This is a genomic window from Bacillus sp. FSL M7-0558, assembly GCF_038003245.1.
In the GTDB taxonomy this organism is placed as follows: domain Bacteria; phylum Bacillota; class Bacilli; order Bacillales; family Bacillaceae; genus Bacillus; species Bacillus pumilus.
This window is the reverse complement of the sequence record NZ_JBBOOU010000001.1, coordinates 2,808,499-2,821,342: the sequence shown is the minus strand read 5'-3', so window position 1 is coordinate 2,821,342 and position 12,844 is coordinate 2,808,499. Positions and strand designations below refer to the sequence as shown.

18 protein-coding genes are annotated in these 12,844 nt (G+C 40.9%); 14 read left to right on the top strand and 4 right to left on the bottom strand.

Annotated elements, in window-relative coordinates; all coding sequences use genetic code 11:
• The first annotated feature begins 30 nt into the window (after positions 1 to 30).
• A complete protein-coding gene (locus tag MHB79_RS14405) occupies positions 31 to 555 on the top strand; it encodes a type 1 glutamine amidotransferase domain-containing protein (protein WP_340990042.1) in 525 nt (174 codons plus the stop codon).
• A gap of 82 nt (positions 556 to 637) precedes the next feature.
• Here MHB79_RS14405 and MHB79_RS14400 read toward each other — a convergent pair whose 3' ends face one another.
• The gene (locus tag MHB79_RS14400) at positions 638 to 1,621 is read right to left on the bottom strand and encodes a Gfo/Idh/MocA family protein (protein WP_003213546.1); all 984 of its coding nucleotides are present in this window, start codon (positions 1,619 to 1,621) and stop codon (positions 638 to 640) included.
• Between the two features lie 200 nt (positions 1,622 to 1,821).
• Between MHB79_RS14400 and MHB79_RS14395 the strand changes: the two genes are divergently transcribed.
• The 4 genes from MHB79_RS14395 to MHB79_RS14380 all read left to right on the top strand — a co-directional run bounded on the left by MHB79_RS14395 (position 1,822) and on the right by MHB79_RS14380 (position 5,026).
• Positions 1,822 to 2,214: a DoxX family protein gene (locus MHB79_RS14395; protein ID WP_050944019.1), complete on the top strand. Its 393-nt coding sequence runs from the start codon at positions 1,822 to 1,824 to the stop codon at positions 2,212 to 2,214.
• A gap of 65 nt (positions 2,215 to 2,279) precedes the next feature.
• Positions 2,280 to 3,422 carry an AI-2E family transporter gene (locus tag MHB79_RS14390; RefSeq protein ID WP_050944018.1) on the top strand — a complete coding sequence of 381 codons (1,143 nt, stop codon included), beginning with the start codon at positions 2,280 to 2,282 and terminating at the stop codon, positions 3,420 to 3,422.
• A 126-nt stretch (positions 3,423 to 3,548) separates the two neighbouring features.
• Positions 3,549 to 4,382: an undecaprenyl-diphosphate phosphatase gene (locus MHB79_RS14385; protein WP_050944681.1), complete on the top strand. Its 834-nt coding sequence runs from the start codon at positions 3,549 to 3,551 to the stop codon at positions 4,380 to 4,382.
• 170 nt (positions 4,383 to 4,552) lie between these two features.
• Positions 4,553 to 5,026: a stress protein gene (locus tag MHB79_RS14380; protein WP_340990039.1), complete on the top strand. Its 474-nt coding sequence runs from the start codon at positions 4,553 to 4,555 to the stop codon at positions 5,024 to 5,026.
• A gap of 41 nt (positions 5,027 to 5,067) precedes the next feature.
• Here the strand turns inward: MHB79_RS14380 and bioB are convergent, their stop codons facing one another.
• The 3 genes from bioB to MHB79_RS14365 form a co-directional block, all read right to left on the bottom strand.
• On the bottom strand, positions 5,068 to 6,063 hold the full coding sequence (gene bioB, locus MHB79_RS14375) for a biotin synthase BioB (protein ID WP_340990037.1): 996 nt from the start codon (positions 6,061 to 6,063) through the stop codon (positions 5,068 to 5,070).
• Positions 6,064 to 6,225: 162 nt separating this feature from the next.
• Complete coding sequence (locus MHB79_RS14370) at positions 6,226 to 6,576, bottom strand: hypothetical protein (RefSeq protein ID WP_003213146.1); 351 nt, start codon at positions 6,574 to 6,576, stop codon at positions 6,226 to 6,228.
• A 199-nt stretch (positions 6,577 to 6,775) separates the two neighbouring features.
• Entirely contained in the window at positions 6,776 to 7,153 is a 378-nt protein-coding gene (locus tag MHB79_RS14365; RefSeq protein ID WP_340990035.1) for a helix-turn-helix domain-containing protein, read from the bottom strand.
• Positions 7,154 to 7,311: 158 nt separating this feature from the next.
• On the opposite strand from MHB79_RS14365, the gene MHB79_RS14360 reads away from it, so the two are divergent.
• The 9 genes from MHB79_RS14360 (at position 7,312) to MHB79_RS14320 (ending at position 12,806) form a co-directional block, all read left to right on the top strand.
• Positions 7,312 to 7,521: a helix-turn-helix transcriptional regulator gene (locus MHB79_RS14360; RefSeq protein WP_340990033.1), complete on the top strand. Its 210-nt coding sequence runs from the start codon at positions 7,312 to 7,314 to the stop codon at positions 7,519 to 7,521.
• A gap of 49 nt (positions 7,522 to 7,570) precedes the next feature.
• Entirely contained in the window at positions 7,571 to 7,723 is a 153-nt protein-coding gene (locus tag MHB79_RS14355; RefSeq protein ID WP_170965973.1) for a hypothetical protein, read from the top strand.
• Positions 7,701 to 7,943 (top strand): hypothetical protein, encoded by a 243-nt coding sequence (locus tag MHB79_RS14350; protein ID WP_310025092.1) that lies wholly within the window; start codon positions 7,701 to 7,703, stop codon positions 7,941 to 7,943. Before MHB79_RS14355 ends, MHB79_RS14350 begins: the two co-directional genes overlap by 23 nt.
• Positions 7,944 to 7,993: 50 nt before the next feature.
• A complete protein-coding gene (locus MHB79_RS14345; RefSeq protein WP_106029240.1) occupies positions 7,994 to 8,395 on the top strand; it encodes a holliday junction resolvase in 402 nt (133 codons plus the stop codon).
• The gene (locus MHB79_RS14340) at positions 8,392 to 8,598 is read left to right on the top strand and encodes an XtrA/YqaO family protein (RefSeq protein ID WP_012011053.1); all 207 of its coding nucleotides are present in this window, start codon (positions 8,392 to 8,394) and stop codon (positions 8,596 to 8,598) included. The genes MHB79_RS14345 and MHB79_RS14340 overlap by 4 nt, the downstream gene beginning before the upstream one ends.
• Positions 8,599 to 8,726: 128 nt before the next feature.
• A complete protein-coding gene (locus MHB79_RS14335; protein WP_226803951.1) occupies positions 8,727 to 9,245 on the top strand; it encodes a sigma-70 family RNA polymerase sigma factor in 519 nt (172 codons plus the stop codon).
• A gap of 152 nt (positions 9,246 to 9,397) precedes the next feature.
• On the top strand, positions 9,398 to 10,042 hold the full coding sequence (gene terS / locus MHB79_RS14330; RefSeq protein ID WP_226803949.1) for a phage terminase small subunit: 645 nt from the start codon (positions 9,398 to 9,400) through the stop codon (positions 10,040 to 10,042).
• Entirely contained in the window at positions 10,039 to 11,352 is a 1,314-nt protein-coding gene (locus tag MHB79_RS14325) for a PBSX family phage terminase large subunit (protein ID WP_445661255.1), read from the top strand. The genes terS and MHB79_RS14325 overlap by 4 nt, the downstream gene beginning before the upstream one ends.
• Entirely contained in the window at positions 11,349 to 12,806 is a 1,458-nt protein-coding gene (locus MHB79_RS14320; protein ID WP_044140773.1) for a phage portal protein, read from the top strand. Before MHB79_RS14325 ends, MHB79_RS14320 begins: the two co-directional genes overlap by 4 nt.
• The last annotated feature ends 38 nt before the right edge of the window (positions 12,807 to 12,844 follow it).

Here is a 12,844-nt window from a genome sequence, read left to right as displayed (position 1 = left end):
AGAGGAAATCGAAAGAATAGGAGAGATGTTATGCGTTTATCAAATAAGAAGGTCATTGCGTTTGTCAGTGATGATTTTGAAGATTTAGAGCTATGGTATCCGGTTCTGCGTTTACGAGAAGAAGGGGCAACTGTGCATCTTGTAGGAGAAAAAGCAAATCATGAGTACACTGGGAAGTATGGTGTGCCGGCTGTATCTGATGCAGATTTTTATTCCATTCAAGCGGAAGAATATGATGCTGTGCTTGTCCCTGGAGGATGGGCACCAGATAAACTGCGCCGTTATCCAGAAGTATTAGACATTGTCCGTACGTTTGATGAAAAGGCGAAACCAATCGGGCAAATTTGCCATGCTGGCTGGGTGCTCATTTCAGCGGGCATCCTGCAAGGCAAAAAAGTAACAAGTACACCTGGTATTAAAGATGATATGACAAATGCTGGAGCAGACTGGTTTGATGAAGCAGTCGTCACAGATGGTCATCTCGTCTCGAGCAGACGTCCACCGGATCTTCCTCCCTATGTGAAAGCATTTGCGGATGTATTAGCGGCAACATAAACAATGGACCCAAAATAAAAAAACAAAGGGCGAACTTGCACATCATGTTCGCCCCTTGTTTATCATTTCATGCCCATTCATTTTATCTATCGGCAGGAAACCTCACGCCCATTTGTTTTCTCGCCTCGTCCATGACGGACATGGTTTGAACAGATAAGGCAAATGTATTGACCGGAGACTGCCTCATTCCTTGCTGAATACACTCAATAAAATGACAGATTTCATAATACATGGCTGGCTGATCATCTTCGAGAGAGATGTCGGTATGGTGTCCTTGCCGATCATGGATCGTGATATGCGAAGGACGGTGGAATTGATCAATCACCATCGTCGCATCCTCTCCTTGAATTTCCGCAGATAAATGAGACGTTGAAATTTTAGAATGAAAAAGAAGTGCTTGATGCCCGTCATATTGCATAAGGACAGAGCCGCTCCCATCTACACCAGAAGAAAGCTTATAGCCTCTCGCGGTGATTTGATTCGGCAGACCAAATAAATAGAGCGCCGGGTAGACGAGATACACACCGATATCCATTAAAGAACCATTGGATAATTCAGGCTTAAAAGCATTTGGAATTTCGCCATTTCGGTAGGCATCGTATCTTGAGGAATATTTACAGTAATGAGCGACCACTTGCCGAATGGGTCCAAGCTGATCAAGATGCTGTTTGATTTGAAGGAAGTTGGGCAGAAATGTCGTTTTCATCGCTTCCATCAAACACACTTGATGTTTCTTCGCTGCAGCAATCATTTCTTCTACTTCTTTTCGGTGAGAGGCAAATGGTTTTTCGCATAATACGTGCTTTTGGTGCTCCATCATCAACATGGCCTGCTCTTTATGAAGGGCATTTGGACTCGCAATATACACGGCATCAAACGCATCACTTTCCGCCATTTGATGTAAGTTCGTAAAAACTGTATCAATACCGTATTTTTCGGCAAATGCCTGGCCTTTTTCAGCGGACCGTGAATAGACGGCTGTACATGTAAAATCAGCTACTCCTTCACCGGCCTGTAAGAATCGATCTGTAATCCAGTTCGTTCCGATGACAGCAAATCGAATCATGTCGTTCCCTCCTTCTACTTTCTCTGATTATACATCCTTTGAAAGCGTTTGTAAGAAAGAACATTCTTTTTATTGAAAAGCGGATGAAACCTTTATATAGGCTGATGCGTCTTACATAAAGGATATAAATGTACGAGAAGTGGGTAGTTTCTTCCTTCATTCGGGTAATACTCTGATAGAAGGGAGAGGAGGAAACGACCATGAAGCGCGTCCTGCATATAGGAAGTACATACGTCTTTGCGCTTTTATTCATAGCAGCCGGTATTTTTCATGTGATAGAGCCGAGTGGCTTTGCCCGTATGATGCCAGGCTGGCCATTTCCATATGGTATGGTCTATGCGACGGCATGCCTAGAATGGCTGCTTGCTGTCTTGCTGCTTTTGCCAAATGTCAGGATCGCAGCAGCAAAAATCATTGCTGTCTATCTTGTCCTCATTTTCCCTGCAAACTTATTTGCTGCACGAGAGGGAATTCCATTTCCAGGTCAAGAAAGCACAGAGCAGTCTTTGCTATGGATAAGACTGATAGGACAGCCCATTCTGATTGTATGGGTGATGTCCATTGCGAAATGGGAAAAAAAGCTGAAACAATGACCACCATATCATGATCAGGTAGTGTACAATTTATTCATAAAATAGCCCGAGTTTGGAGGAACGATATGAATTCTATGCAAATGTGGAGCAGTCGATTTAGAAAATTTTTTCTTGATAACAAGTTTGTTCTCTTTTTACTCGTCCTGCTATTAATTGGATTGAATATCCTTGTTTTCATGAAAACATCCTTTATTTTCACACCGCTCATTGTACTCGTCAAAACCATCGCCTTACCGATTATTTTAACGGGGGTCGTGTATTATTTATTAAATCCAATTGTCAATTTGTTAGAGAAGTTTAGAGTCAAACGGATCTTTTCGATTTTGCTTTTATATATTGTCATTATTGGCATTATTACAGTGACGATTGTGTCTATTATTCCGTTTTTACAAGCGCAAATGATGAGTCTGTTTCATAACCTTCCGAAATATGTTGATACGGTAGAAGATCAGATTAGACAACTAACGGGAAGCAACTTCATTAATCAAGCGCAAAAAGCGATGAATTTTAACGTTTCTGAATTGGTGAGCAAAGCGTCAAGTCAAGCGACGAAAATTTTGGAAAGTACCTTTACCGGAGTGGGGACATTCCTAGGGGCGCTTACTGAAGTCATCATTTCAATCGTGACCGTTCCGTTCATTCTGTTTTATTTATTAAAAGACGGCAAAAAATTGCCTGACTATTTCCTGAAATTTATTCCGAATAAGTTTAGAGAACATACACATATCGTGCTTCACGAAATGAACCATCGCCTGAGCTCTTATATTCTCGGCCAGATCATTGTCAGCTTCTGTATCGGTTTTCTTCTCTTAATTGGATACATGATTATCGGGTTAGACTATGCCTTACTGCTGGCCATCATTGCTGCTTGTACAAGTATCGTGCCTTACCTTGGGCCAACGATTGCCATTACACCAGCGATTGTGATTGCCCTTGTCACGTCACCAATTATGCTGTTAAAATTGATCATTGTTTGGACGGTTGTCCAGCTGATTGAAGGGAAATTCATTTCTCCACAGGTCATGGGGAAAAATCTTCACATCCATCCAATCACCATCATTTTTGTTCTTTTAACAGCCGGTAAACTGTTCAGTGTGGTCGGCATCATTGTCGCTATTCCGACGTACGCCGTGCTGAAAGTCATCACGACTCACTTATTTGATTGGTTTAAAATGCGATCCAATTTGTATAAAGAAGAAAAGGTTTGATGTCATAATCTTTTTTTGAAAAAAATATAGTATCATAAAGACGAGCTTTCGAAATAGGAAGCTTGTCTTTATGTGGACATAGATGGTTGCCTGTTCAAAAGATCAGAATTGAAAGGAAAGAAAATCATGAATCTATGGGATTTATTCGTGGCACTGGTTTTAGGAATTGTCGAAGGATTAACAGAGTATGCACCTGTCTCGTCTACAGGTCACATGATCATTGTCGATGATCTATGGTTAAAATCAAAGGAAATCATTACGCCAGAGGCGGCAAACACATTTAAAGTCGTGATTCAGTTAGGCTCTATTTTAGCTGTCATGATTGTGTTCAAGGATCGAATTTTGAACTTGTTAGGCTTAAAGAAAAATATCACTGAAGAACAAAAGCGCAGCGGGCATAAACTGACCATTGCTCAAATTGCAGTAGGACTCGTCCCAGCCGTCATTTTAGGATTCTTATTTGAAGATTATATTGATAAATACTTGTTTGACGTGAGAACAGTTGCTGTCGGTTTGATTTTAGGCGCAGTGCTGATGCTTGTCGCTGACTGGATCAATAAACGTAAAACAGAAACAAGCTCTGTCGATAACATGACGTATAAACAGGCGCTTTATATCGGACTGTTTCAATGTTTGGCATTATGGCCAGGCTTCTCTCGCTCAGGTTCGACGATCGCAGGCGGGGTTATTCTTGGTTTGAATCACCGTGCGGCAGCTGACTTTACATTTATCATGGCGATGCCGATTATGGCGGGGGCAAGCTTGTTAACACTGGTGAAAAATGCCGAATATTTAACAACAGACATGCTGCCATTCTTTATCGTCGGCTTTGTGAGTGCATTTGTTGTGGCTCTCTTCGTTGTTCGATTCTTCCTAAAACTGATCAATAAAATCAAACTGGTGCCTTTTGCAATATATCGAATAATCCTAGGTGTGATTTTATTTATCCTATTCATGTAATGCTGAAAACTACTCTTATTAAAGAGTAGTTTTTTGTTGTTTCAACTATTTTAAACAGTAAAATCACCCTCTTATTTGGTAGAAAAAGAAGTTTTTTCATAAATTAGTGTTTAAGAGACAGGAGAAGGGGTAGTACATAAACATACCAATTAAAGGAGGAGTTAGAAATAATGAGAAAAACAAGCAAATTCTTTGTTAGTTCTGTGATCGCTATGTCAATGGTTGCTGCCCCTCTATCTCTTACGACTTTTGGTCAAACGGCTGAAGCTGCAACGACAACAGGTGTTGATGGAAGTGTCTCGATTGATCCAGTAGCCATTGCCGATAAAATTGAACAAGCAGTAAAATCATCTCAAAATCGTGATGGATTCGTTAAAAATGCGGCGTACAGCGCCTTCTATGAAGCAGGTCAAAACTATAACGTCGTTGTCCAAAACTTAAGCCAAGACCATGACTTTAGCGGACTGAACAATGTGGTTTACTATGATAGTGTTGAATATGATGGTATTACGTTTGGTATTTGGGTATTTGAAGATGGGACGTTCGTCAATAATGGTGACGGCGGCTATATTAACTGGACATTTGTTGGCAGCTTTGACCGTGAGGAAGGAAGCGGCACTGTCGACTTCCATAAAAGATTCTAATCTTATAGTTAAAAGTCTGCCGATTCACCGGCAGACTTTTTTTATAACGCACATTCTTCTATGTCAAAACCTAAATCTTCAATGATGTGATGATCCGTTTGAACCTGCTGACCTTTTGTTGTTAAATAATCGCCTACGAAAATGGAATTTGCGGCATAAAGGGCGAGCGGCTGAAGCGTCCGTAAATTGAACTCTCTGCCTCCAGATACTCGAATTTCCTTGGTTGGATTGACAAACCTCATGAGTGCCAGCATTTTCAATGCTTTGATCGGATGTGTTCGTTCTTGATGCTCAAGTGGTGTTCCTTCGATTGCATGAAGAAAGTTGACTGGAATGGAATCCGCATCAATGGCTCTGAGCGCAAAAGCCATTTCAACAATTTGCTGGTTGGTTTCACCCATTCCAATGATAACCCCTGAGCAAGGAGACATGCCTGACTGTTTGACCTCCTCAAGGGTCGACAAACGGTCATGATATGTATGAGTTGTCGTAATGTGAGCATGATGATCTTGATGTGTATTGATATTGTGATTGTACCGATGAACCCCTGCTTCCTTCAGCCGCTTTGCTTTTTCTTCATTTAATAACCCAAGACATGCACACACCTTCAAAGGCATGGTCTCAGTGATCTCTTTTACTGCTGCGGTCACCTCATCTAATTCTCTGTGAGAAGGTGCTCTGCCGCTCGCGACAATACAATAAGTCCCCGCTTTTCTCTTGAGCGCCTCACGCGCGCCAGCCACAATCGTTTTTTGATCAAGCATTGTATATCGTTCAACCGATGCTTTAGAAATGATCGACTGTGAACAATAACCACAGTTTTCAGGACAATAACCGCTTTTTGCGTTAAAAATCATATTTAATTTCACCTTATTTTGAAAAAAATGAAATCGTACTTGATAGGCTGCATGCATGATAGATAATAATTCTCTATCGTCAGCTTCAAGAAGATCTAGACCTTCTTGAAGAGTGATCCGTTCATTTTTCAGCGCTTTTTCTGCTATCGCTTCCCAAGACAAAGATATGTGTTTTCCCATCATAAGCTCCTCTCATTATGTTAACTTATTTTTATTAAAAGTTAACATAATGGATAGTCGTTGGCAAGCATTGGATAAATGAAGTCTACAAAAATACTTGAAGACACACAAAAAGGCGATGATCATGAAGTCATCGCCTTTTTATATGTAAAGCCTTATAGCTTATCGAACAGTAATATAGTTAATCACAAGCTCGCCTAGTGAATTATAGTAAGAAACTGTGACAGAACCACGTTGTACGGCACGAATCCAAGTGAAGTTCGGAGCTGTTTGATCTAATTGAATGGCATATGTTGCGCCTGACACAGAAATTTGACTTGCTGGAAGAGAGACGGCGATTGAAGAACCTACAGTAAGCGTACGGTTCACTGTAATCACTTTATTCATAATAGGAGCTTTTGCTATAACTGGTTCTTTTGGCTGTGCAGCTGCATGTGCACCTTCAGTTTGGAAGAACGTAAGAGCACCTAAAGCAGCTAAAGACAATGTACAAGCTTTCATTAATTTTTTCATCGGTAACACTCCTTTTTTTGGCATATACATATATTAATAATAATAGTATTATATGTCAATTAAAATATGTGGAAAAAAGAGTATTTATGGTGAAAATTGTCACATATTATTCATGAGCCTTCTCTTTTTTAGGGGAAAAAGAGGCATAAAAAAAAGCTGGGCGTATCCCAGCAATGTAAAGCTTTATGAAAAGAGATGCTCAATCGTCGTCTCGCTGTTTTGGCTGACGGCCTTTTTGCTTCTCTTTTTCTTTAATGTAGTGAATAAAATCGATGGTTTGTCTTCGTGCTTCTTCGGAAAAATCGGAGGCAGCCTTAAACGCAATTTGCAAATCAGGATCGTCTGCAAGGTCGCCACCAGTTCCGCCTTTGTCCTTACCTGTGAGAAGATAGTCCGTTGAAACTCCGTATAACTCGGCGATTTTCACAATCATTTCACCGTCGGGCTTTCTCAAGCCATATTCCCAATTTGCATAAGTGGACATCGCCTTTAATCCGAGTTTTTTAGCAACCGTTGACTTGCTCCATCCATGCTTCTCTCTTAATTCAGTTAAAATCTTCCCAGTCAAATTATCCATTGGAAACACCTTTTTTCATGTTATGAGTAAATTTTATCATGAATTACACGGAAAAGATAAATAATTACACAAAAAGAATAAAAAATGATTGACTTACTCGTTTTGTGTATATTATCATAATGAATATAACTTACACATATTGAGTAAGAGGTGAAAAGATGAAACTTGAAAATTTACGAGAAGAACGCATTTTACAAGGAAAAACACAAACCTATATGGCGAAAAAGTTAGGGTATAAGTATACGAGCGGCTATGCAAATATAGAAATGGGCAGAACGAAGCCCAGCTTAGAAATAGCAAAGCATATTGCAGATTTGCTGAATAGGGGTGTTCAAGAGCTTTTTTTGACCAAAAGTTACACGAAATGAGTAATTCTTTAAAGGAAGAGCACTTCTTTGAAAAGGGGAGACGAACAAAATGAATATTGAACATCCAATGGTAGCGCAGATGAATGACTTTGGATATCCAAAAAGCTATTGGTCATATGACATGACACGTTATGGGTATCAAGTTGAGATTGAAGAGAGTCTGGAGGGATTTGAAGAAGATGAAACATCAGATGACGTTTGATGCCAGAAAGGAAGCGCAGCTCTGTTTAGTCCAAGCTGGCGGCTGGATGACCTTTCATCACCAGAAACCGGTGTTTGTTTTTTCCACATCAGAAGACAAGCAAACATACATGACCCTCTTGGCGGAAAAGGTCGCTGAAGCAAAAAAGGAGGGATCAAGACGACATGAAACGATGGAAGAAAATCCTGACAATCCTCAAATGCTTGCTCAAAGCGAGTAAAAACGAACAAAACATTCGTCAGTGGGAAAAGGATGACGGGAGATCATAACATGGTCATCCATTTCATCATTGAGACAGAGTTATTGTTCACAAAAGATACATTGATAAAAAGAATACGAGCAGCTGCAAAAGCGCAATGCCCGCAGAAAATAAAAGACGCACTATCACTCGAGATTCGTTTATTTGACGACATGCCGCTTGACATAGCTGATTGTCAAATCAAGCGTACATACGCAGAGAAAGGTTTGATACGCCCAGTGAACGTCAGCATCTTTCAGCCGCGGCTGCACCATATTCAAGAAGCACTTCATTCTATTGCGGATAGGGCCTCTCTACAGATCGTTGATTTAAGAGTTTCCCAGTTTTATAGTATGCGTCCAAGAATTGAAATCATTTTAAATACGATAGGTGATGGCACGAAGTCCTCACCAATTAAGGAGACAAGCATATGAACGAGCCAAAACAATTATTCATTCAAGAAAACCAGACATTTGTCGGTGAGATGGAAACAGGAAAAATTCAAGTCATCGTGTTAGATGGGAATGTAGGAACAGCTTATCAGATAGATGTACCTGAACATGGAAAAACCATTATCCAAACGGCAAAAGGTCATTTTGCAAGAGTAGATCACGAGATTGGTTTTAAAATCAGCTAGATCACTGAACAGATCACACAACATCATACGTCCAAGACGGAAAGCCTGCGGACACTGATCAAGACCCTATGAAAAGGGGACTGATTGGTGTCCGTTTTTTATTTTCTTAAAAAAGGGAGAGAGCCAATATGCAAGATTTACTCATTGAATACAAACGAGCATTAAAGGATGCTAGAAAACAATATGAACCATTTAAAGAAAAAGACGAACATCAGCTGTCCGTTCAAGACAAGCATGATAAAAAAATGATCGCCAGTATGGTGAGCGATCTCGAATACGTAGTAGAGTGGCTTCAAATTGGAAGAGAGCCAGGCGCACGCAGAGGATTAGACAGACGTTCAGTCTATCAGCGCACCATTCTAGCAAATCCAGAAGTGTTAGAGGCTTTATCACATGAATATACAATCATCCAAGAAAATGAAAAAGAATTCAGTGAGCGGGACAAGAAACGAATTGATGAAGCCTTGTCCGTTTTAACGGACCGAGAAAAGGACGTATTTTTCATGCACACAACGCAAGGATTATCGTTTAGCGAGATTGCGATCATGCTGGATGTGAAGAAAGGAACTGTCCAAAAACATATGGAGAGAGCTCGGACAAAGATGGCCAAAAAAGTACAAGAACGCCTATTCGAAGTAGCTGAATAGGCGTTTTTTCTTTTACAAAATAAATGGAGCAACACTTGTCTTACAGTTGCCACCTATAGTTAGAAAGACCAAACGGATGTTTGCTAGCCCTACACAAATGATTCCTTCACAGGAAATCGTTCGAATTAAAAGGAGGCGGCAGGTGAATGTAAATGAAAGATAAACGGATAGAAGCCAAGCAAGATTATATGAAAGGGATGACGTACCAGCAAATTGCTGATCATTACAATGTCTCGATCCATACCGTGAAATCTTGGAAAAGACGATACGGATGGCAAAGGCAAAAAGGTTCGTCAAAGCAGGCACACTCGATCTTCAATCAGTTTCTTTCAGATGAAACAATTGAAATCATGGAGAAAATGGGCGGGCGTACATCGCTTGATTTAATCTGGGATCAAATTCAAATTCAATATGCTGCCATTATTCGGGCGCAGCGAATCATGTATGTGTCAGATCAAGATGACATGATCAAAGAGCTGAAAAAGGCAGCATACATGCCTTCTTCATTAGAAGAAACAGTAGAAGGCATTCAGCCAGAACAAGAAATCAGCACAGAAGAATATTCGTTTCAATTTTCATGGGATCGGCATGCCACCTTTTTAAATGCCCAATCCCGTGCAATGGGAGAGCTCAGGCGTCTCATTAAACAGTTTGAAGAGCTTGCACATGCGAAGGATGAACGAAGATTAAGGCTAAAGCAAATTGAACTGAACATCGAAAAAACAAAAAAAGCAGTGCGCGAAGAAAAAGAGGAAGATCTTCACATCATGATCAAGCGAAAAGAGGATAACTCATGACGCCATTGATTGAAAAAGAAGTCAATCCTCACTTTGAACACTTTCTATTCGATTGGAATCAAAAGTTTCAATTTTTAGTAGGCGGCTACGGCTCCTCGAAAAGCTATCACATTGCGTTAAAACTCATTTTAAAGCTGCTGGAAGAAAAACGGACAGCACTTGTCATTCGAGAAGTATATGATACGCACCGCGAATCAACATTTTCTCTCTTACAAGAGATCGTAAGCGATCTTGGCATCGATCATGTGGTGAAGTGCCGCAGTTCGCCGCTTGCCTTGACGTTTCGAAATGGCAGCAGCATCTTATTCAAAGGGCTGGACAAGCCTGAGAAATTGAAATCGATTAACAACATCTCGATGATTTGGATTGAGGAGTGTTCAGAGGTTTCTTATGAAGGCTTTAAAGAGCTGCTTGGAAGGCTGAGGCACCCGTCCTTACCGCTTTATATGATGTTATCGACCAATCCTGTTGGTCAAGATAATTGGACGTACAGACATTTCTTTCGAGATGAACATTTGAAGCGATTTGTCCTAGATGACGAAACCTTATACAAAAAACGCACCGTTGTGATCAAGGATACGTACTATCATCACTCCACAGCGGAAGATAACCTATTTCTCCCTAAAAGCTATGTGGAGCAGCTGGATGAGCTGAAAGAATACGACCCAGACCTCTATCGAATTGCGAGGAAGGGCTATTTCGGCATCAACGGCACAAAGGTTTTTCCTCAATTTGAGGTGAGAAGCCATTCTGATGTATTAGAAGCCATTCAGCAGATGGACCGGCCGCTAAAACGAGCAGGCATGGATTTTGGATTTGTTGAATCATACAATGCGCTCATTCGATTAGCCGTCGACCATGAAAAAAAGTACTTATATATTTACTGGGAATATTACGACCGCGGGAAAACAGATGATGAAACAGCTGTTGACCTAAAAGAGTTCATTGAATCAAAGGAACTCATCAAAGCCGATGCAGCCGAGCCTAAAACCATTCATTATTTTCGGCAGCGTGGATTTCAAATGGTGGCAGCACATAAGTTCCAAGGCTCTCGTTTGCAGTATACGAAAAAGATCAAACGGTTTAAAAAAATCATTTGCTCTGATGCTTGTCCATACACAATCTATGAACTTCAATCACTGACCTATAAGGCAGATAAGGATGGACGTTTAGAGGAAGATGCATTTCAAATCGATCCGCACACATTATCAGCGATCTGGTATGCGCTGGATGATTATGAAGTGACGGATTTGAAACAGACCGCCTCAGAGCGTGTCCGTCCAAACAGAGAGAGGAGGTCCATACAATGAAACAATTGAAAGCAACGATTATGAAGGCAAACATGTCTGATCATACAAAACAAATGTATGCAGATGAATTTTCCTATGAAAAAGATGACATTGTTCCCCCGCCTTACAACATCAATGAATTAAAAAGCATGGCAGAATATTCAACCATTCTTCAGCAATGTATTGATGCGTACAAAACGAATATTTTGGGTTTTGGGTTTGGGGTGGAATATGCCTTTGACTTTAATGCAGAAGGTGTAAAACCGGCAAAAAAGAAAGCCGCAGAAAAGGAATGGACAAGACTTGAAGAGTTTACGAAGTACATGAACTATGATGAGTCCGCTGATGTGATTCTTGGCTATGTCCTCGAAGACCGAGAGAAAACGGGTAATGGCTTTTTAGAGGTGCTGAGAGATGGACAAGGAAAGCCGGCCGGAATCGAGTATTTAGATGCGCTCCATATCCGCATTTGCAAGCTTAGTGAGCCAGTCGACGTTGAATTCAGTTACACAGAAAATGGCGAATTAAGAACAATGAATCGAAAGAAACGATTCCGCAAATATGTGCAGGTGATCAACGAAAAGAAAGTCTTCTTCAAGGAGTATGGTGATCCGCGCATTTTGCACTGTGAAACAGGCAAGTACGATGACACCACACCAGAGCCGCTTCGCGCAACAGAAGTAATTCATTTTAAAATTGGCAGCGGAACGTATGGGATTCCCCGCTGGATTGGCAACATCGTCAATATGTACGGAGCACGCAAGGCAGAGGAGCTGAACTATCTTTATTTTAAACAAGGGCGGCATGTACCAGGTGCCATCATTGTCGAAAATGGGATGCTGTCAGAATCCTCTTATCAGCAGCTTCAAGATTATATGGACGATATTGAAGGATCTGATCATGCACATAAATTTCTATTGCTTGAAGTTGAAGGTCTGCCGACAGAAAAAGGGTTAACGGGAGAAGAAGATGTCTCAAATGTCAAAGTAAACTTCAAATCTCTAGCCGAGATCCTGCAAGAAGATGCGCTCTTTTTAGAATACGATGAAAAAACAAGAAACAAAATCCGCTCTGCGTTTCGCCTTCCACCAATTTACACAGGTGAGTCTCAAGACTATAACAAAGCGACAGCAGATACAGCGCGTAAAACAACTGAAGAGCAAGTATTTCAGCCGGAACGGCATCTCATCACAGGAAAACTCAATACTCTTTTCCTGCCGGATCTTGAAATTTGGCATGTCCGTTTTCTATTAAATGGTCCTGATTTTAGAGATCCATTAGAGATTGCCAAAGTACTGACACCATTTATTCAGGCGGGGGCAGTGTCACCTAACGATTTGCGCGATTTAGCAGGAAGAATCCTCGGAAAAACGCTAGAGGAATGGCCTGAGGAACTGTATCACCGCCCTTTAGAAAGCCGCATGAAATCAGCTGAAGAAAAGCCTCAACCAGAGCCGGACCAGCTGACGAAATAAACAGAAGCGGGTGCGCTTTTTTGAAAGGGGGTGAACAT